General features: G+C 61.9%; 20 protein-coding genes, 1 tRNA gene and 2 rRNA genes (1 of these 23 cut by a window edge). 21 read left to right on the top strand and 2 right to left on the bottom strand.

What is annotated here, in order from left to right; genetic code table 11:
* From MOE34_RS02235 to MOE34_RS02245, 3 genes are all read left to right on the top strand, one after another.
* A 23S ribosomal RNA gene (locus MOE34_RS02235) occupies positions 1–1,344 on the top strand (it extends 1,540 nt beyond the left edge of the window).
* 118 nt (positions 1,345–1,462) lie between these two features.
* Positions 1,463–1,577, top strand: a 5S ribosomal RNA gene (rrf, locus tag MOE34_RS02240).
* A gap of 103 nt (positions 1,578–1,680) precedes the next feature.
* Positions 1,681–1,757 (top strand) — tRNA-Met (locus MOE34_RS02245).
* Here the strand turns inward: MOE34_RS02245 and MOE34_RS02250 are convergent.
* Entirely contained in the window at positions 1,714–3,369 is a 1,656-nt protein-coding gene (locus tag MOE34_RS02250) for a recombinase family protein (RefSeq protein WP_242223704.1), read from the bottom strand. The genes MOE34_RS02245 and MOE34_RS02250 overlap by 44 nt on opposite strands.
* 512 nt (positions 3,370–3,881) lie before the next feature.
* Between MOE34_RS02250 and MOE34_RS02255 the strand changes: the two genes are divergently transcribed.
* The 4 genes from MOE34_RS02255 (at position 3,882) to MOE34_RS02270 (ending at position 6,607) form a co-directional block, all read left to right on the top strand.
* A complete protein-coding gene (locus MOE34_RS02255; RefSeq protein ID WP_242220529.1) occupies positions 3,882–4,181 on the top strand; it encodes a DUF1778 domain-containing protein in 300 nt (99 codons plus the stop codon).
* A gap of 3 nt (positions 4,182–4,184) precedes the next feature.
* Positions 4,185–4,700, top strand: coding sequence for a GNAT family N-acetyltransferase (locus tag MOE34_RS02260; RefSeq protein WP_242220530.1), 516 nt, complete (start codon positions 4,185–4,187; stop codon positions 4,698–4,700).
* Between the two features lie 203 nt (positions 4,701–4,903).
* The gene (locus tag MOE34_RS02265) at positions 4,904–5,830 is read left to right on the top strand and encodes a DUF4238 domain-containing protein (protein WP_242220532.1); all 927 of its coding nucleotides are present in this window, start codon (positions 4,904–4,906) and stop codon (positions 5,828–5,830) included.
* Positions 5,831–5,872: 42 nt separating this feature from the next.
* Complete coding sequence (locus tag MOE34_RS02270; RefSeq protein ID WP_242220534.1) at positions 5,873–6,607, top strand: hypothetical protein; 735 nt, start codon at positions 5,873–5,875, stop codon at positions 6,605–6,607.
* A 77-nt stretch (positions 6,608–6,684) separates the two neighbouring features.
* On the opposite strand, the gene MOE34_RS02275 is transcribed toward MOE34_RS02270, so the two are convergent.
* Positions 6,685–8,367, bottom strand: a complete 1,683-nt coding sequence (locus tag MOE34_RS02275) for a UvrD-helicase domain-containing protein (RefSeq protein ID WP_242220536.1) — start codon at positions 8,365–8,367, stop codon at positions 6,685–6,687.
* 105 nt (positions 8,368–8,472) lie between these two features.
* Here MOE34_RS02275 and istA point away from each other — a divergent pair, with 105 nt between their 5' ends.
* The 14 genes from istA (at position 8,473) to MOE34_RS02345 (ending at position 18,144) form a co-directional block, all read left to right on the top strand.
* Positions 8,473–9,969, top strand: a complete 1,497-nt coding sequence (gene istA, locus MOE34_RS02280) for an IS21 family transposase (protein ID WP_431522404.1) — start codon at positions 8,473–8,475, stop codon at positions 9,967–9,969.
* Complete coding sequence (istB, locus tag MOE34_RS02285; RefSeq protein ID WP_242220538.1) at positions 9,966–10,724, top strand: IS21-like element helper ATPase IstB; 759 nt, start codon at positions 9,966–9,968, stop codon at positions 10,722–10,724. The genes istA and istB overlap by 4 nt, the downstream gene beginning before the upstream one ends.
* A 549-nt stretch (positions 10,725–11,273) precedes the next feature.
* The gene (locus MOE34_RS02290; protein WP_242220539.1) at positions 11,274–11,822 is read left to right on the top strand and encodes a hypothetical protein; all 549 of its coding nucleotides are present in this window, start codon (positions 11,274–11,276) and stop codon (positions 11,820–11,822) included.
* 515 nt (positions 11,823–12,337) lie between these two features.
* Positions 12,338–12,583 carry a helix-turn-helix domain-containing protein gene (locus tag MOE34_RS02295; protein WP_242220541.1) on the top strand — a complete coding sequence of 82 codons (246 nt, stop codon included), beginning with the start codon at positions 12,338–12,340 and terminating at the stop codon, positions 12,581–12,583.
* Between the two features lie 97 nt (positions 12,584–12,680).
* Positions 12,681–12,962: a DNA -binding domain-containing protein gene (locus MOE34_RS02300; protein WP_094543449.1), complete on the top strand. Its 282-nt coding sequence runs from the start codon at positions 12,681–12,683 to the stop codon at positions 12,960–12,962.
* A gap of 102 nt (positions 12,963–13,064) precedes the next feature.
* On the top strand, positions 13,065–13,289 hold the full coding sequence (locus MOE34_RS02305; protein ID WP_242220543.1) for a transcriptional regulator domain-containing protein: 225 nt from the start codon (positions 13,065–13,067) through the stop codon (positions 13,287–13,289).
* A 154-nt stretch (positions 13,290–13,443) separates the two neighbouring features.
* The gene (locus MOE34_RS02310; RefSeq protein WP_242220546.1) at positions 13,444–13,839 is read left to right on the top strand and encodes a DUF2285 domain-containing protein; all 396 of its coding nucleotides are present in this window, start codon (positions 13,444–13,446) and stop codon (positions 13,837–13,839) included.
* A gap of 140 nt (positions 13,840–13,979) precedes the next feature.
* The gene (locus MOE34_RS02315; RefSeq protein WP_094543441.1) at positions 13,980–14,261 is read left to right on the top strand and encodes a helix-turn-helix transcriptional regulator; all 282 of its coding nucleotides are present in this window, start codon (positions 13,980–13,982) and stop codon (positions 14,259–14,261) included.
* Positions 14,262–14,279: 18 nt separating this feature from the next.
* Positions 14,280–15,446, top strand: coding sequence for a replication initiator protein A (locus tag MOE34_RS02320; RefSeq protein WP_242220548.1), 1,167 nt, complete (start codon positions 14,280–14,282; stop codon positions 15,444–15,446).
* Complete coding sequence (gene parA / locus MOE34_RS02325) at positions 15,443–16,096, top strand: ParA family partition ATPase (protein WP_242220550.1); 654 nt, start codon at positions 15,443–15,445, stop codon at positions 16,094–16,096. The genes MOE34_RS02320 and parA overlap by 4 nt, the downstream gene beginning before the upstream one ends.
* Entirely contained in the window at positions 16,093–16,836 is a 744-nt protein-coding gene (locus MOE34_RS02330; protein WP_242220551.1) for a DNA-methyltransferase, read from the top strand. The genes parA and MOE34_RS02330 overlap by 4 nt, the downstream gene beginning before the upstream one ends.
* The gene (locus tag MOE34_RS02335) at positions 16,833–17,084 is read left to right on the top strand and encodes a hypothetical protein (RefSeq protein ID WP_242220554.1); all 252 of its coding nucleotides are present in this window, start codon (positions 16,833–16,835) and stop codon (positions 17,082–17,084) included. The genes MOE34_RS02330 and MOE34_RS02335 overlap by 4 nt, the downstream gene beginning before the upstream one ends.
* On the top strand, positions 17,081–17,602 hold the full coding sequence (locus tag MOE34_RS02340; protein WP_242220556.1) for a DUF2840 domain-containing protein: 522 nt from the start codon (positions 17,081–17,083) through the stop codon (positions 17,600–17,602). The genes MOE34_RS02335 and MOE34_RS02340 overlap by 4 nt, the downstream gene beginning before the upstream one ends.
* Positions 17,599–18,144 (top strand): S26 family signal peptidase, encoded by a 546-nt coding sequence (locus MOE34_RS02345; RefSeq protein WP_242220557.1) that lies wholly within the window; start codon positions 17,599–17,601, stop codon positions 18,142–18,144. The genes MOE34_RS02340 and MOE34_RS02345 overlap by 4 nt, the downstream gene beginning before the upstream one ends.
* Positions 18,145–18,189 lie beyond the last annotated feature (45 nt).

Consider the following 18,189-nt stretch of genomic DNA (forward strand, 5'->3'; position numbering starts at 1 on the left):
TGACGGATTGCGTAACTTGTTCATCCTTATTGGATTGGGTGGGCAGGGAAGCGGTTCCAGGAAATAGCTCCACCGTATAGACCGTACCCGAAACCGACACAGGTGGTCAGGTAGAGCATACCAAGGCGCTTGAGAGAACTGCGTTGAAGGAACTCGGCAAATTGCACGCGTAACTTCGGAAGAAGCGTGACCCCAAGGCACGCAAGTGTTTTGGGGTGGCACAGACCAGGGGGTAGCGACTGTTTATCAAAAACACAGGGCTCTGCGAAGTCGCAAGACGACGTATAGGGTCTGACGCCTGCCCGGTGCTGGAAGGTTAAGAGGAGAGGTGCAAGCTTTGAATCGAAGCCCCAGTAAACGGCGGCCGTAACTATAACGGTCCTAAGGTAGCGAAATTCCTTGTCGGGTAAGTTCCGACCTGCACGAATGGCGTAACGACTTCCCCGCTGTCTCCAACGCAGACTCAGTGAAATTGAATTCCCCGTGAAGATGCGGGGTTCCTGCGGTTAGACGGAAAGACCCCGTGCACCTTTACTATAGCTTTACACTGGCATTCGTGTCGGCATGTGTAGGATAGGTGGTAGGCTTTGAAGCAGGGACGCCAGTTTCTGTGGAGCCATCCTTGAAATACCACCCTTATCGTCATGGATGTCTAACCGCGGTCCGTTATCCGGATCCGGGACCGTGTATGGTGGGTAGTTTGACTGGGGCGGTCGCCTCCGAAAGAGTAACGGAGGCGCGCGATGGTGGGCTCAGACCGGTCGGAAATCGGTCGTCGAGTGCAATGGCATAAGCCCGCCTGACTGCGAGACTGACAAGTCGAGCAGAGACGAAAGTCGGTCATAGTGATCCGGTGGTCCCGCGTGGAAGGGCCATCGCTCAACGGATAAAAGGTACGCCGGGGATAACAGGCTGATGACCCCCAAGAGTCCATATCGACGGGGTTGTTTGGCACCTCGATGTCGGCTCATCGCATCCTGGGGCTGGAGCAGGTCCCAAGGGTTTGGCTGTTCGCCAATTAAAGCGGTACGTGAGCTGGGTTCAGAACGTCGTGAGACAGTTCGGTCCCTATCTGCCGTGGGTGTAGGAATATTGACAGGATCTGTCCCTAGTACGAGAGGACCGGGATGGACATATCTCTGGTGGACCTGTTGTCCTGCCAAGGGCATAGCAGGGTAGCTATATATGGAATGGATAACCGCTGAAGGCATCTAAGCGGGAAACCAACCTGAAAACGAGTATTCCCTTGAGAGCCGTGGAAGACGACCACGTTGATAGGCCGGGTGTGGAAGCGCAGCAATGTGTGAAGCTTACCGGTACTAATAGCTCGATTGGCTTGATCGTTCTCATTGTTCATGCTCACCAGCCTCAAGAAGAGGCGGTGATGCCAGGCGTGTTCACAAACAAAGACAAACGAAGGTAACCCCTTCTACCAGCTTCTCAATTGATTGCCCTTAGCCGACCTGGTGGTTATGGCGGGGTGGCCGCACCCGTTCCCATTCCGAACACGGCCGTGAAACGCCCCAGCGCCAATGGTACTTCGTCTTAAGACGCGGGAGAGTAGGTCGCTGCCAGGTCTGCTAAAGGCAATCAATCAGTCTTCTCAAAACAATCCTCGGCCCAAGCCGATAACGGGCCGCCCTCAAAGCGGCCCTTTTGCATGCAAAACAAAACGAATAACGCGGGGTGGAGCAGCCCGGTAGCTCGTCAGGCTCATAACCTGAAGGCCGCAGGTTCAAATCCTGCCCCCGCAACCATCTTTACTTGCGATCCACCCCGCCCCCAGGCGGGGTTTTTCTTTTGAGCGGAAATCATAAGGATTCCAGCGAGATCGCCCTGAACGTCGATCTCCACCTTGCCTTCGACGGGGGTCAGCACGATCCTGTCCACGAGAGAGCGCAGGATGTCCGCTGCCTCGGTCCGCTTCTCTTCCTCTTCATCCTGCAAGGCTTCGTAGAGTTGCTGGACGCGGTTGCGGTATTGCAGCGCCATGGCGGGATGGAGAAGCGGCGGCGGCTCTTCGGCCTCGGCCAGGAACAGCGCCAGTTCCTTCTTCCGGGCTTCCAGCAGGACCATCTTCGCGTTGATGGCATCCGCCGCGCCGCCCTTGAGGATCAGGTTGAGCAGTGTATCGAGCTCCCGGTCGATCCTGGCCACCTCCGCCTCGGCCGCAGCGATCCCCGCGCGGCCTTCCATGCGCAGCCGGTTCATTTCCTGGGTGAACACCTCGCAGAACCGGGCGAACAGTTCGGGATCAACAAGGCGGGTGCGGAGGGCGTTCAGTACCCGCGCTTCGAGTTCCTCGCGCCGAATGTTGACGCGGTTGTCGCAGGTTCCCTTGTTGCGTGCCGTCGAGCAACCAATCAGCGTGGCTGAGATCGCCGAGTAACCGCCCCCGCAGCAAGCGCAACGCGTGAGACCGGAGAAGAGATACCTGGGTCGGCGGCGATAGTTCATCTTGCGGATGTCGGCGACACCGGCCTCGTCCCGCTCGGTCCGGTTTTCGCCCTGCCGCGCCTTCACGGCATTCCAGAGATCGTCGTCAAGGATGCGCAGCTCCGGTGCCTCCTGAACGACCCATTCGGATTCGGGATTGGGGCGAGCCTGGCGCTTGCCTGTATCGGGGTCCTTCACGAAGCGCTGACGGTTCCAGACGATCTTGCCGACATACATCTCGTTGTTGAGGATGCCGTTCCCGCGCTTGGGGTTGCCGTTGATAGTGCTGAAGCCCCATTCTCCGCCGGACGGGGCGGCGATACCCGCCTTGTTCAACGCGAAGGCTATGGTCTTGGCCGACTTGCCGGCGGCATAGTCGCGGAAGATGCGGCGGACGACTTCGGCTTGAGCCTCGTTGATCGTGCGGTCGCCGCGGATCGGTTCGCCGTTGGCGTCGAACCTCTTCACCACGTCGTAGCCGTAGGAATTGCCTCCACCCGATTTTCCCGCCTCAACACGGCCACGCTGCCCGCGTCGGGTCTTGTCGGCCAGATCCTTCAGGAAGAGCGCGTTCATCGTACCCTTGAGCCCGACATGCAACTCGCTGATCTCGCCCTCAGACAGGGTGAGCATCTTCACGTCGGCATAGCGCATGCGCTTGTAGATGCCGGCGATGTCTTCCTGATCCCGGCTGATCCGATCCAGCGCCTCGGCCATGATCAGGTCGAAACGGCCGCGGCTGGAATCCATGATCAGCGCCTGGATGCCAGCGCGCTGGATCATGCTGGAGCCGGAAATGGCGTGGTCAGAGTATTCCTCGACAATGGTCCAACCCTGCTTCTCGGCATGAAGGCGGCACATCCGAAACTGGTCGGCGATGGACGCGTCACGTTGACTGTCGGACGAATAGCGGGCATAGATCGCAACTTTCAATGCGCGTCTCCTCGGTGCATCAAGAGGCGCGCTTCCCCCGTCGCCTCGTCGCCTTCACTTCCTCCGCGTAGCATTCCCGAGCAGCTTGCCGCGCCAGAAATGCCACCAAGCGCAAGAGCCGTGGATCGGGCTCGCCACGAGGAGTAAAGGTAAGTTCCGGCTCGTGGAGCAGAAGAGATTCGAGCAGCTCTTCGCGCTCGCTTCTTTTCATTTTCGGCGGAGTATGGGTTGATCGCACGCTCATACCCGGTAGAGTTTGCCGGATATGAAGTATAAGCAACTGAAAACACGATAGAATGTTTGGCGACTATTGCCGTGTTCCGGCGTATGCAGGCGTGGCGTGGCGTGTGCCCGCGCGCACTGGCATAGCGAAATAACCTGTTCGCTTTTGTCTCCGAACGGACCACCGGTCGTACCGAGATGGCATTTTTCAGATCGCTCAACATAAACGCCATCGTAGCGTATTGCGTTTTACGATACAATCTCTTATCATGCGGCTAAGGAGAAAAGTTATGGTCGCCAATGCCGAACGCAAGGAATATCCGATCTCGATGCGACTGCCGGAAGCGGATGTCGCAATGATCGATCGTGCGGCAACGCTGCGTGGGCGCTCGCGCACCGACTTCGTGCGTGACGCTGCGGTGCGTGCGGCCGAAGAAGTCGTCATGGAGCAAAGCTTGATCCGTATGAGCCCGGAAGGGTTCGCCGGGTTCATGGAGGTTCTCTCCGCCCCGGCAGCTCCGGTTCCGGAAATGGTCGAACTGTCCAGGCGGCCGGCACCCTGGGAAGCCGGTTATGAGGCGAAGCGGTAAATCGTGGCGCTATCGGCTCCCGAACCGCTCACCGCCACGCATGACGTGTCCGAGTTCTCCTGTGGGAACCCGACGCTTGATCACTGGCTGAAGACACGCGCTCTCTCCAATCAGCAGAAGGGCTTCACGGCAGTTCTCGTCGTTCACGAGGCCGGACGTGTCGTTGGCTACTACGGTCTTGCGCCGACCGCCGTTGTCCCGGGAGTGCTGCCGCGCTCGATCCGCACTGGTCAGCCGCCTGATCCGGTCCCCTGCCTTCTTCTCGGCCAGCTTGCCGCCGATACGGAATGGTCGGGACGCGGCGTTGGCACGGGCTTGGTGAAGCATGCGCTTCAGCGTTGCGTTCAGGCCGCAAGTCTGGTCGGCGGGCGAGCGCTGATGGTCAACGCCGTGGACAATGAAGCCGCGCAGTTCTGGCAACGGCGTGGTTTCCTTCCCACGCGGGATGATCCGCTCGTCCTTTTCCGCTCGGTGGCCGCGATAGCAGCATCACTCGCTGACGCCCGAGCCAGCATTTAGCGGATGCGGGGACGAGCTTCATCACGGTACTTCGACGCCAGGTCCGCTCGTCCTGCCGCCGAGCCCGTTCGGGGGCCGAACCTTGTCGGACGGTCACGCCCACATCGGCCTGATAACGGTGAAAGGTAGGAATTTCCGGTGAAATTACATTCTGTACTTGTTATCGTTTGAGGGAATATCACGAAAACGGCTTAATACAGTAAATGACGTCAAACCCTCCAACAAAGCATCACTATATTCCAGCGTTTTACCTGAAAAAATGGGCGGCTGCCGACGGCAAGGTCACGGAGTTCACCAAACCGCGTCATGAAATCGTTGCGAGAAAGATCATGCCTGATCGCACCGGGTATCAGGAGCGCCTGTATGAACTGAAGGGCTTTGAGCCGAGCCTTGCACAGCAGGTTGAAGAAAAGTTTTTTAAGCCGCTCGATACCTGGGCGTCCAACGCGCTCACCATGCTCGAACGACACGGCCACCAGGCGTCTTGGGACAGCCATAGCCGCTCGGCGTGGACGAGGTTTCTCCTGTCGCTGCTGCTGCGTTGCCCCGAGGATATCGAGGCTTTCAGGGAATGGTGGCACGAGGATTTCAGCCGCACCGACGCTGACGCTGAAGCGCGCTATCAGGCTGCGCGCGGCGCTGAAGATCCAGAGACCTTTGCCGAGTTCCTCGCCGGCCAACCGCTAGGCATCAAGGAACGCCATCAGTTCCAGGTCTTCTATTCCCTGGTCGACCACGACAGCGTTGGCGGCAAAATCAACGAAATGGACTGGCGCGTGCTGCAATCACCGCCAGCCGCCCCCGCATTCCTGACCTCCGACCGCCCGATAATCAGGACGAATGGCCTCGATCAGGAGGGTGACCATATCGCGCTGCCGATTGGTCCGCGCCTTCTCTTCATCGCCTCCCATGATCGCGGCTTTCTCGATGGAGTCCTGCGCACAAACCAGATCGCTCTCGTGAAAGAATGCAATCGGCAGGTCGTCGAAGGCGCATCGCGGTTCGTCTACGGCATGGATCAGAATCAGGCGCGCTTCATTCAGAACCGCTTCGGCAGGACGCCGCAGCCGCGTCTGATGGAAAGCATCGTTCAACGGCGACGAGACGAAGCGGCGCGTCAGGCCAGATAGCGTGTTCGAACTACGAGTGTCATAATGGGGGGAACAACAAGAATGAATTTCCTGAATCTGGACGACAAGGAACTCGATCAACACATCTATCGCATCATGCCGCAGGAGTACGTTTTCACGCTGTTCAGCGACAGCCAGAACGTCCTGAGCAAGATCAGCAATTGGAAGGATAAGTTTGAGAATTTCCAGCTCAACCTCGGCGGAACGTTGGATGGAGAACGGTTCGATTACGGTTTCAAGGATGATTTCGTCGGCCAGTGCTGGACGCGGCACAGCCTCTCGGAAGCGATGTGGGGAATTTATGCGAACGATCCGAGTAAGAGGTATCTGCGTATCCGTTCGACGCCACGCAAACTGCTGACATCGCTTGCCGCAGCTCACCCTCGCATGCCTCAAGACACCTGTTTTGTAGGCGCCGTGAGCTATGAAACCGAGCCGGCCCTGAAGGCATATCTGGCCAACAACGGACGCCTGGAAATCTCGGCACGAGGGCTCGCCCGATCGCTTCTTCTCAAGCGCCGCGCCTTCAAGCACGAGGCCGAAATACGCTTGCTCCACTTCGGCGATGCGGGCAACTGCGATACCCGCGGTCTTTATCGTTATCCAGTCGATCCTCACGATATGATCACGCAGATCATGGCCGATCCGAACCGGGATCGACGGGGCGGGAAGGCTGACAGGGCGGCAATCGCGAAAGCGACGGGCTTCTCGGGCCAGATCAAGCGTTCGAAGATCTATGATCCTCCCGGTTGGGATATCCCCGCGTTCACCTCTTGAAGCCTTCGGCCTGAGGCAGTCGCTGTTTCGCATGACACCGAAACGGATACCACGATGGTGCCGTTCGCTCCCGTTGATCAGGCGAGCGCCTCAACGCCCCAAACCGAGGTGCCCGGGAACAACCCTTTTTCTGCGATTGCGGCGAGCGCCGTCGGCACGTCCGGCACGAAGAGCACCACGGCAAGATCCGTCATGGCGCGTGAGCAGCATACGTAGAAAAGACGCCGCGTGCGATCGAGGACCGTCTCTTCGCCAGCCTCAATCCGGGCTTGGTCATTGTCAGAAAGCGGTACGTAGCCGAAGTATTTCCCGTAAGAGTATTGGTGGAACGCCGCCTCCTCGTCATCCACCACGACGAGGACCCGCTCGAACTGCGCTCCCTTCACACCGTGGTGCGTCGCGAACGGCGACTCCTCGGTGAAGTAGCGGCGGTACGCCCAGAGCTCGTTGACGCTACAGGCGAGCAAAGCCTGAACATTTGCGAAGCCGCTGCTCCCGTCGTCCACCGGCTCGTCAACGAGATGCGGTCCGAAGCGGTCATCCAGTCGAAGCAGGTCCGTATCCTGGACGTGCCGCATCACCGCGCCGACTGTCGCTTGCGAACCGTCAGCAAGCATCGTTACGAGGTGATCGACCGCCTGCTGCAGTCCTGTCAGCACAGCCGACGCTGGCTGGCCACGCAGGCGATCGGGCTGGAGCTTGGGGCTGGCAAGACGCAGGATCGACATGACCGTAAAGCGGTCGCCTTGCCGAACTGCCGAGACGATCGGCAGGATCTGCTGCGCTATAGGTCGAAGCGGCCAGGCGGAGCCGTCAGCGATTCCTTCGGCAAAGCTGGTCGGGGCGTGATCGTTGAGCGCAGAGTAGAGGCTCGGAAAGCCGAGCCGGACGGCGGCCATCCGGTGAACCAAGACCAGCAGCCTGACATCGCCCTCGGAGACATCGCTCAGCCAAAGCTCGTCTTCGGTATGCGCTGCGAGCCATGCACGGACCGCGGCGAGGCGAGCGCTTCGCTGATGGTCGGCCGGCAGAACGAACAGGTTGGCCGTGCCAACCACGGGCTGTTCTACTTCGCCGACCTTGATCCGGCGTCCACGTGTCTGGACGAGACCGTCGCCGCCGGCGCGGATGGCGTTGACGACCGCGAGAACTGACGTCGGGCAACGAAAATTCTCCGGCTTGCTGATGTTTGCCCAGCCTTCGTCAAGCGGAACAGCGCCGCTGCCGCTCATATAGATCTTCTGCATCGGATCGCCGAAAAAGCCGACACACAAACTAGGCTGCTCGGCTGCGATCGAGCGCAATGCCTCGACAACTTCCGGGTTGGTGTCCTGGCTTTCGTCGACAAAGATAAATGGGAAACGGCTGGCGATCACTCTGCGCAACAGCGGATGCGCGCCCACACAATAGGGCGTCAGTTTGAGGACGTCATCATGACCCAGAATACCTTCGGCATAGCTGCTGCCAGTGCCGTAGGTGAATCTATCCACCGACGCAATCGCGCCCAACTGAGCCTCGAGTTCGGCGATCTCGATCTCTAACCGCGCCTTGGTTCGTGCCTGCGTGCGGGGCTTTTCGTGATGCGCTCGCCGCTCGGCGATCTTCTCCTCGATCCTGACGCCAACCCAGGTTGCTATGTCGCTTTGGAACGGTCGGATCACCGACCACAGGAAGCTATGGATCGTGGAGATGTGGAATAGCGGCGAGACGCCGACATCCTCAGAAATCTCGCCGACGGCGACTTGAGAGCGGCGGTGCAAAAGTCGGCCACGGTAGCGGCGGCATAATGCTGCTGCGGGCGGAGTAAAAACCGGCCACCTATCTTCCTTCTGCAATGATCGCAGGAGGGACAGGGGATCTACACCGTGGAACTATATCTGAAGGTTCGTCTGGCTGTTTCGGAAGGGATGACGCAGCGTCAGGCGGCGAAGCATTTCAACATATCGCGCGACAGCGTGGCGAAGATGGTGTCGTATTCGACGCCACCCGGTTACCAGCGGCGATCACCGATCCGGCGCCCGAAGCTGGATGCGTTTGTTTCGACGATCGAGCATTGGCTCGACGAGGACCTGAAGGTGCCGCGCAAGCAGCGGCATACGGCCAGGCGGGTATTTGACCGCCTGCGCGACGAGTGCGGGTTCACCGGCGGCTACACGATCATCAAGGACTACATGCGCGAGCGGGATCAGCGCCGGCAGGAAGTGTTCGTGCCACTTGCCCATCCGCCGGGCCACGCGCAGGCCGATTTCGGCGAGGCGATGGTGGTGATCGGTGGTATAGAGCAGAAGGCCCGCTTCTTCGTGCTGGATCTTCCGCATAGTGATGGCTGCTATGTTCGGGCCTATCCGGCGGCGGTGGCCGAGGCCTGGGTGGACGGTCACATCCATGCATTCGCCTTCTTCGGGGGCGTGCCGCAATCGATCGTCTATGACAACGATCGCTGCCTTGTTGCCAAGATCCTGCCCGACGGCACCCGCAAGCGGGCGGCGTTGTTCAGCGGCTTCCTGTCCCACTACCTGATCCGCGATCGATATGGCCGTCCCGGAAAGGGCAATGACAAAGGGAATGTCGAGGGCCTTGTGGGCTACGCCCGGCGCAACTTCATGGTGCCGATCCCGCAGTTTGCGACATGGGATGCGTTCAACGCCTTTCTGGAGGAGCAGTGCCGCAAACGCCAGCGCGACAGGCTGCGCGGCGAGAGCGAGACGATCGGCGAGCGCCTGCAGCGGGATCTGGCGGCCATGCGTCCATTGCCGACATCACCCTTCGATGCCTGCGATCAGGCCAGCACCAGCGTAACGGCCCAGTCCCTGGTGCGATACAAGACCAACGACTATTCCGTGCCGGTCGCCTACGGTCATCAGGACGTCTGGGTGCGGGGCTATGTCGACGAGGTGGTGATCGGCTGCCGTGGCGAGATCATTGCTCGCCATCCGCGGTGCTGGGATCGGGAAGACGTCGTCTTCGACCCTATCCACTACCTGCCGCTGATCGAGCAGAAGATCAATTCCCTGGATCAGGCCGCCCCTCTGCAAGGCTGGGACCTGCCGGAAGAGTTCGCTACGCTGCGCCGGCTGATGGAAGGCCGCATGGCCAGGCATGGTCGGCGGGAATACGTTCAGGTTCTGCGCCTGATGGAGAGCTTCGAGCTCGCCGACCTGCATGCGGCGGTGAAGCAGGCAATCCAGCTCGGCGCAATCGGATTCGATGCCGTCAAGCATCTGATCCTGTGCCGGGTCGAGCGCCGGCCGCCGCGGCTGGACCTGGCGATCTATCCCTACCTGCCGAGAACGACGGTCGAGAAGACCTCGGCGAAGGCATATATGCGCCTTCTGTCGTCTGATGCGGGAGAAGCGGCATGAGCACCGAAGCACCCGACATCCTACTCGCCCATTATCTCAAAGCCCTGAAGCTGCCGACCTTCCAGCGCGAGCACCAGAAGCTGGCCCGGTTATGCGCCACCGAGGGCATCGACCACATCGACTACCTGTTCCGGCTTGCCGAACGGGAGATGATCGAACGCGATCGCCGCAAGGTCGAACGCCGGATCAAGGCGGCCAAATTCCCGGTCGTCAAAAGCCTCGACAGCTTCGACTTCACAGCCATCCCCAAGCTGAACAAGATGCAAGTGCTGGAGCTGGCACGTTGCGAGTGGATCGACCGCCGCGAGAACGTGATCGCTCTCGGACCCAGCGGCACGGGCAAGACGCATGTCGCACTCGGCCTCGGACTGGCTGCCTGCCAGAAGGGGCTGTCCGTCGGCTTCACCACGGCCGCCGCCCTGGTCAGTGAGATGATGGAGGCGCGTGACGAGCGGCGTCTGCTCCGTTTCCAAAAGCAGATGGCAGCCTACAAGCTGCTGATCATCGATGAGCTGGGCTTCGTGCCGCTGTCCAAGACCGGCGCGGAATTGTTGTTCGAGTTGATCTCCCAGCGTTACGAGCGCGGTGCGACCATGATCACCAGCAATCTTCCGTTTGACGAATGGACAGAAACTCTGGGGTCCGAGCGTCTGACCGGCGCCCTGCTCGATCGCATCACCCACCACGTCAACATCCTCGAGATGAACGGCGACAGCTACCGTCTCGCCCAAAGCCGCGCCCGAAAGGCCGGCTGAAGCCTTCTCTGAAAATCGCCGCGCGCGCCCGAGACCCCCGCTCGGGCTACGCCCTCCCGGCGGTCTCAGGCGCGCGCCAAGGTGGCCGACTTTTGCTCCGCCCCGTGGCCGGTTTTTACTCCGCCGTTGACACTCTGAGCGGGTCGGATCCTTCCTCTTCGCCGGCAGCGTTATGTCCATGGTGATTCACTCTGAAAAGAACCACACCTTGCTGCGTACCTTTTGGTCCAAGCCTTTCAGCACATTTGGCTTGCTTTTCGTCACGACGTTTATCGGAGGTTCACCTACGTTGATCGTATCCGCTCATCCCTAGCGCCTCACCGCCCTTGTGCTGGCAGATTCCACTTCGCCTCACGGCTCAGTGTACCGGTGACCCGGTGGCTACATTGTCCCCGGAGCTTCGAACCGAGTCGTTGCCAACTCCGCACGTCCGGGTAGGGAACGGTTGATGGAACAACCGGTTCTATCAAGTCATATTCTCATACTCCTTTTAGAACAGAGGCTTACGCGACTTTCCAGGTCGCACTCAGAAACGAAAGGAGACTTACAATGTCTGATTTCCACTATGTCGAACTTTACGCGAAGTTCGCAGGATTCCGCCTCATGGCGATGGCCAATCGCCTTGGCTGCGACGACGAATTCAGCCGCGGAGCACACGACAGGCTCGTGGAGCGGCTCGACCAGCTCGTCGATCTTGTGCGCGGCGCGCTTGCCGCGGAACGCGAACTCGCACTGGCACCGAGCGGCCCCGAGGCAGATGATCTGGGCGAGCGGATCTGGTGCGCCGGACAGGAGCTCACGCACTACTGGGGCGAACCCGATGGCATCGACCTTTTGCTCAACGACGTCCACGTCGACTGGTCTACCAACGAATGGTACGACAGCCGCGCCGGAAGGTGGCATTTCCTCGCTGACTTCCCTGCGCCCCGCGAGGAAGTAGGCGACGACCGCCTGCACGGCCTGTGCGCAATCACCCGCCAGATCGCCGCCGAGACGGGCATATACTTCAACACTTTCACCACAGACCTCTCCATCGAGGGCGAAGAGCCGGACGATGAACGCGAGCGCTACGAAGCGATTGACGGTCTCGTCTGGTGACAGCGATCGGGCGGCAGGCGGCCTCGGCCGCCTGCCGCCTTCACACCGTCAGCGGAGCCGGCGCGGCCGGATCGACCGGCCTTCCCGGCTATTGGAAAGGGGTGAGCCCCTCTCCAGCTCTCCCATGAAGGAAGGGCTGGCGCCCCTCCTTCAAACATCCTCCCGAGGGAAGGGAGACCCCTCCCTCGAACCCTCCCATGGGAAGGAGGCGACGGTTCCCTCGCCCTCCTTCCCAAACCCATCCTCCTCTCCCGGGCCGAGGCTATGGCTTGGGGCCACGCTCGCCAGAGCCGCCCCGCCCGAGGCCGGAAGCCGTGTGGGCCAGATCTCCAGCCTGTGCGACCGGCCTCGATTTCTCCGGCCATTCTAGGAAAACCGAATCAGTTGCCGAGCTGGGTCGAGAAACGCAGCTATTAGTGGCTTGGGCTCAAAAATGGGGTGGATTTCTGCCGTAGGGCGACTAAAATAGTCGTAGTTCTGGAGTGCATGCGGGTCGAAGTGGGAGGTGATCATGTATGATCACCGCCCGACAATCACGGGCCGCACGCGCGCTGCTGGGTTGGACACAGGAGACGCTCGCTGACAAGGCCCGAGTATCGCTGACCGCGCTCAAACGCCTCGAATCCGAGAACGGATTCGACGTTTTCGAAACCACGCGAGATGGCGTACGGCGCGCGCTCGAATCGGCCGGGATCGTTCTTCTGGCGACAGAAAAAGGAGAAGGGGTCCTGTTGCTGCATCAAGCTGACCAGCCTGGTTAGCGCTTTGCGCCATCAACAGACGGTTTGCTGACATAAAAGCACTGTATTGCTCTTGGGGACAGTTAACGAACGTCGTGCACGTGACTATGGTACTCTGATGGGACAGGCGATACCGGCGTTCCTGGACGCGCCACCGTCCAGCGACACGCTTACGACTTACGACCGCGAGCACATGAAGCTCTATCTGCGGCTGCTCGACGCCGAGCGGGAGGGGGCCGACTGGCGTGAGGCTATTCACATCCTCTTCGGCCTCGATCCTCATGACGATCCGATGCGCTGTCGACTGATCCACAATTCCCACCTCGCACGCGCGCACTGGATGACCGAACACGGTTATCGCGAACTGGTTCGTGAAAGTCAGCGGAAGTCTGGATCGTGATGCGCTGAAGGCATCACCTGTTGATTTCAACGTGACTTCCAAAATCCAACCCGAACGGGAATTCTACAACCTCCAAGTCGCAATAGTCGCAGGAGGATCATCATGACGCCTGACGCATCTACATGGCGCTCGTCGGCTGAATACGACCATCTGGACACACTGACGCCATCCGATCTGGCCTGGGAATGGCTGCGCCGCAACGATGCTTACGATGCGGACTGCGAAGCATCCGTGACTGAACGCGGAGCTCCGACCTCCGTGAACGAGCAGATCCAGCGGCGCTGGGGACTGCGATTTCCCTGTAGACCCTCTGACGCCGCCTCCTGAAGCTCCGGTTTTCTGGCTCCCGCTCCATGACACGAGCGTTGTCGTACTGATCGAAGCGCCACGCGACTTCCGTGACACTGAAGATTACCCGCTTCTCCTCCCATGGAGCGGCACGGCGCCGATCGGCGACGGTCGCGACTTTTTCCGTCTTCCTTTGCCGAACGATGAGCGCGTCCAGATTATCAACTACGTCGTCGAGGGCCGCACCGCATCGGTAGCCGCCATACCGCTCGGCATCGACGGCTTCGATCGGATAGAAGCGGTTTACCGCCTCCTTTCGGCCCTGCACGGGCGCGCCATCCCGCCCGACACGCGTTTGACGCCCCAGCAGCGGACCCGCCAGCGCAGAATGCTCCGCGCGTTCGACGGACATCGCGCTGGCGCGACACAGCAGGAAATCGCGCACGTCGTCCTCAACCAGGAGCGTCTCGATCGGGATGACTGGCAGGCGTCTTCTGCCCGCCATGCGATCAAGGCGCTGCTACGCGATGCCCGCAACATGATCGCCGGCGGCTATCGAAAGCTTCTCCGTCACCGCCGCCAATCCTGACGCGTCGCCCCGCCGCGGACGGTGGGCGATTTCGATACCCCCCAACTTCGCCCTGCAACTCGCCGCCTTCTCTCCGCCACCGTGGTCGCCGTCCGCCGCTTTCTCGCAGCGGCCGTCCCCAACACCACGGAGGCCCGACCATGCCACACGAACCCGTCTTTCTCCCGCCGCGCTTCCTGCGCACCAAGGAAGCGGCGGAATTCCTCAGCCTCTCCGCACGCACGCTCGAAAAGCACCGCACCTATGGCACCGGTCCGTCGTATCACAAGCTCGGCGGCCGCGTCGTCTATGCGATCGACGAGCTCGAAAGCTGGGCCGCCCGCGGCGCAGTGACCTCCACCTCGGATCCGCGCGGCTCGATCCTGCCAGCAAAGCGCCAGGCGCCCGTCCGGCCGGTCCACGCCGGCCGCTACGCACGCTGATCGCGGCCGGTTCCGTTCATGGCGGTGCGACGTCGATCCCTCTCGGAGCGCGGGCAGCTCGACCTGTTTCGCGCGCTCCCCGGCGACTTCGCGCCAAGAGACGCACAGGATCTCATGGCCTATCCCTTTTTCTCCCTCTCCAAGACCCATCGCACCGCGCCGATCGATTTCGTCGCCGGCAAAGTAACGATCAGGGTCGAGGCCGTTCACGACCACGGCATGGCGACCATCTGGGACGCCGATATCCTGATCTGGGCCGCGAGCCAGATCGTTGAAGCGCGCGACGCCGGGCTTCGCACGTCGCGGCTGATGGCCGCCACCCCTTACGAAATTCTCTCCTATGTCGGTCGCGGCACGAGCGCGCGCGATTATCAGCGGCTGAAGGCGGCGCTCGACCGCCTGCAATCGACAACGGTGTCCACCTCGATCCGCCAGCCGGCCGAAGGCCGTCGGCATCGCTTTTCCTGGATCAACGAGTGGCAGGAGCGCACCGGGCGCGACGGCCGTCCCGAAGGCATCGAGCTGATCGTACCGGACTGGTTCTACAAGGCCGTTCTCGACGATGCCCTCGTGCTCACGATCGACCGGGCCTATTTCGACCTGACGGGCGGCCTTGACCGCTGGCTCTATCGCCTCGTGCGCAAGCACGGCGGCCGCCAGCGACACGGCTGGCGCTTCGACTTCCGCCACCTCCACCAGAAATCGGGGAGCCTGTCGCCGTTCAAGCGCTTCGCCTTCGAACTGCGCGACATCGTCCGGCGACAGCCGCTTCCCGGCTACACGCTGTTCCTCGAAACGGAACCCGGCGGGCGCACGCTGCTTGCCTTCGAGCCCGCGCAGGCCTGTGGACAACCTGTGGACGGCCTCGTGCTATCAGGAACCCGAAGTATCGTGCTATCGGGAACCGGGGGCTCGTGCTATCGGGAACCCAAACCAGACCTAAGTCTCAGCGCAGAAACAAGAAATCGCGCCCTTAACTTAGAGTCTAACCAGGAATCTAACTCTGTAGATCGCGCGCGCGAGGTGGATAACCTCATTCGCGACGCCGCCAGAAACCTCAGCGTCGCCGCCAGGAAGAGCCTGCCGACGCCACCGGGCCCAGCCCGCGACCGTTCCGCTTCGCTGACATCAGACGACGCCCGAGCGCCGCGTCTCCCTCTCGATCCGCCGGGAGGACGCCGATGATCATCGCGCTCCTCAATCAGAAGGGTGGGGTCGGCAAGACCACACTCGCGCTGCATCTCGCCGGCGAGCTGGCACGCCGAGGCAGGCGCGTCACTCTTATCGACGCCGACCCGCAGGGCTCCGCGCTCGACTGGTCGCAGCAACGCTCGCGGGAAGGCCTGCCGCGCCTGTTCGGCGTCGTCGGCCTGGCGCGCGACACGTTGCATCGCGAAGCGCCCGAGCTCGCCCGTGACGTCGATCACATCGTCATAGACGGCCCGCCGCGCGTCGCAGGCCTCATGCGCTCCGCGCTGCTCGCGGCCGACCTCGTGGTCATCCCCGTACAGCCGTCGCCACTCGACGGCTGGGCCTCGGCCGAGATGCTGTCGCTCCTTGGCGAAGCACGCATCTATCGCCCCGAGCTCGTCGCCCGTTTTGCGCTCAATCGCTGCGGCGCGCGCACCGTCATCGCCCGCGAGACGGCTGAAACGCTCGCCGATCACGATCCGCCGGTGCTCGCCAGCACCATCGGCCAGCGCGTCGTCTTCGCCGACGCCGCACAGACCGGGCGGCTTGCGTCGGACATCGATGCGCGATCGCCCGCCGCCCGTGAAATTGCGGCCCTCGTCACCGAGATCGAGCGGCTGCGCATCGGGAGGGCGGCGTCATGATCGTCCTTACCGGCGACTGCCGCGAACACATGCCGTCGCATGGGCCATTCGACATAATCCTCGCCGATCCGCCGTACGGCGAGACGTCGCTCGCCTGGGATCGGCGCCTCGAGGGCTGGCTGGCGCTCGCGCGTGCCGCCCTCAAGCCGACCGGCTCGATCTGGGTCTTTGGCTCGCTGCACAGCTTCATGGCGACCGCCGAGCGGTTCGCTGACGTCAAGCTTCGCCTGGCACAGGAAATTGTCTGGGAGAAGCAGAACGGCACCTGCTTTCACGCAGATCGCTTCACGCGGGTGCACGAACTGGCCGTCCAGTGCTATCCCGGCGAAGCGGCCTGGCGCGACATCTACAACGATGTCCAGACTACGCCGGACGCTGCGGCGCGAACGGTGCACCGCAAGCAACGTCCTCCCCATACCGGCCACATCGACGCTGGTCACTACGTCAGTCATGACGGCGGGCCGCGCCTGATGCGCTCGGTCATCTACATGCGCAACGCTCATGGCCGCGCAATCCATCCAACCGAAACACCGTCGGCGCTTCCCGAAATCCTGATCCGCACGAGTTGCCCCGAAGGCGACCTCTTCGGCGATTTTTTCGCGGGGTCGGGTGCGGCCGGGGAAGCCTGCAGGCTGTCCGGCCGGCGCCATCTCGGCTGCGAGATTGACCCGGACATGGCTGCGAAAGCCCGCGCGCGCCTCGCATCCGTGCTGCCGTTCGACGGCGGAGGCGCGTCATGACAGCGCGTACCGAAAAACGCGGCTTTGCAACACGGCCGGCCGATCCGGGCGGCTGGATCAAGGCCGGCGACACCGCGCCCGCTTGTGGCGCCGCCGCCGTCTATTCCGCCCGACTGACCATCGACGTCACCCCCGCCATGCGCGGCCGCATCAAGGTCGCCGCCTTCAGCCGCGGAATGACCGTCGCCGACATGGTGCGCGATCTGCTCGCCCGCGAATTCCCCCCGACCGAAGGAGACCCAAAATGACCGGCATCGCGGCTACCCGCATGCGCGGCGGCCCGCTGCCGTCCGCCAATCCAACGGATGATCTGACCCGCGTGGAACTCACGTGGGTCGAGAAGAAGATCGAATACTGGATCAGGTTCGGCCGCGAGGCTCACGAGCAGATCCTCGATCGCCGCCGCCGTGTCGTCTGCTTTCGCCCGAACACCGTCTTCGCCTTCGTTCGCTGGGCCGCGAACGACTACGGCACGGTCATCTCGCGCATCGATATCGTGCGTTCGGTCGCACCGGGCGCGCCCTACCAGACGCTGCCTTTCGTGCGGCCCGGCGGCGAAATTCTCCTGAAGATCGAAGGCTGGCCGAAGGTCGAGAGCGTGCTGCGTCACGTCGATGGCATCGACGCGCTCGGCATCGATCCGGCCGATGTCGACCCCGACCACTGGCGGCACGTCGCCCACTGGATGAACGCCGGCGAAGCGCCGCGTCCCTACACGTTCGATCGCCATCAGGCATGGCTCCGGCGCCGGGAGATCGTGCGATGACGCGGCTCGATTACCTTGCGCTGACCGCCTTCGGCGTTCTTGGCATCGCCCTCGCCAGCGCCACGCCCTTGCCGATGAAGCTCGTCTGGAACGCGACCGCGAGCGAGCCCGTCGGCTTCTACACCATCGATCCCGTTGGTCGTCTCGAGGTGCCCGACCTTGTCGTCGTGATGCCGCCCGAGCCCGTCGCCTCGTTCATCGTGGAGCGCGGCTACGTCGCTCGCGGCGTGCCGCTTCTGAAGCGGGTGCTCGGCCTGCCGGGACAACGTGTCTGCCGCTCCGGGCATGCAATCAGCGTCGACGACGTTCCGCTTGGCGATGCGCTCGACCGCGACAGCCAGGGCCGTGACCTGCCGGTCTGGCAGGGCTGCCGCCGCATCGGCGACGGAGAGCTGTTCCTCATGAACCACGAGGTCCCAGACAGCCTCGACGGCCGCTACTTCGGCCCGCTTCCCGCCACCGCGGTGATCGGTCGGGCGACACCGCTTTTCACCGACGACGACGGCGAGGGCCGCTTCGTCTGGCGCGCGCCGACGCGGTGACAGCGCGACCAATGCAATCCCGCCGCACAACAGGAGACCAAGATC

Source organism: Shinella zoogloeoides (assembly GCF_022682305.1).
GTDB classification, from domain to species: Bacteria; Pseudomonadota; Alphaproteobacteria; order Rhizobiales; family Rhizobiaceae; genus Shinella; species Shinella zoogloeoides_B.

Coding starts and splice junctions, on each gene's coding strand:
- MOE34_RS02290 (WP_242220539.1), top strand. CDS start 11,274: ATGTCTGATTTCCACTATGTCGAACTTTACGCGAAGTTCGCAGGATTC.
- MOE34_RS02265 (WP_242220532.1), top strand. CDS start 4,904: ATGACGTCAAACCCTCCAACAAAGCATCACTATATTCCAGCGTTTTAC.
- MOE34_RS02340 (WP_242220556.1), top strand. CDS start 17,081: ATGACCGGCATCGCGGCTACCCGCATGCGCGGCGGCCCGCTGCCGTCC.
- MOE34_RS02345 (WP_242220557.1), top strand. CDS start 17,599: ATGACGCGGCTCGATTACCTTGCGCTGACCGCCTTCGGCGTTCTTGGC.
- MOE34_RS02320 (WP_242220548.1), top strand. CDS start 14,280: ATGGCGGTGCGACGTCGATCCCTCTCGGAGCGCGGGCAGCTCGACCTG.
- MOE34_RS02295 (WP_242220541.1), top strand. CDS start 12,338: ATGATCACCGCCCGACAATCACGGGCCGCACGCGCGCTGCTGGGTTGG.
- MOE34_RS02255 (WP_242220529.1), top strand. CDS start 3,882: ATGGTCGCCAATGCCGAACGCAAGGAATATCCGATCTCGATGCGACTG.
- parA (WP_242220550.1), top strand. CDS start 15,443: ATGATCATCGCGCTCCTCAATCAGAAGGGTGGGGTCGGCAAGACCACA.
- MOE34_RS02270 (WP_242220534.1), top strand. CDS start 5,873: ATGAATTTCCTGAATCTGGACGACAAGGAACTCGATCAACACATCTAT.
- MOE34_RS02305 (WP_242220543.1), top strand. CDS start 13,065: ATGACGCCTGACGCATCTACATGGCGCTCGTCGGCTGAATACGACCAT.
- MOE34_RS02335 (WP_242220554.1), top strand. CDS start 16,833: ATGACAGCGCGTACCGAAAAACGCGGCTTTGCAACACGGCCGGCCGAT.
- MOE34_RS02300 (WP_094543449.1), top strand. CDS start 12,681: ATGGGACAGGCGATACCGGCGTTCCTGGACGCGCCACCGTCCAGCGAC.
- istB (WP_242220538.1), top strand. CDS start 9,966: ATGAGCACCGAAGCACCCGACATCCTACTCGCCCATTATCTCAAAGCC.
- MOE34_RS02315 (WP_094543441.1), top strand. CDS start 13,980: ATGCCACACGAACCCGTCTTTCTCCCGCCGCGCTTCCTGCGCACCAAG.
- MOE34_RS02330 (WP_242220551.1), top strand. CDS start 16,093: ATGATCGTCCTTACCGGCGACTGCCGCGAACACATGCCGTCGCATGGG.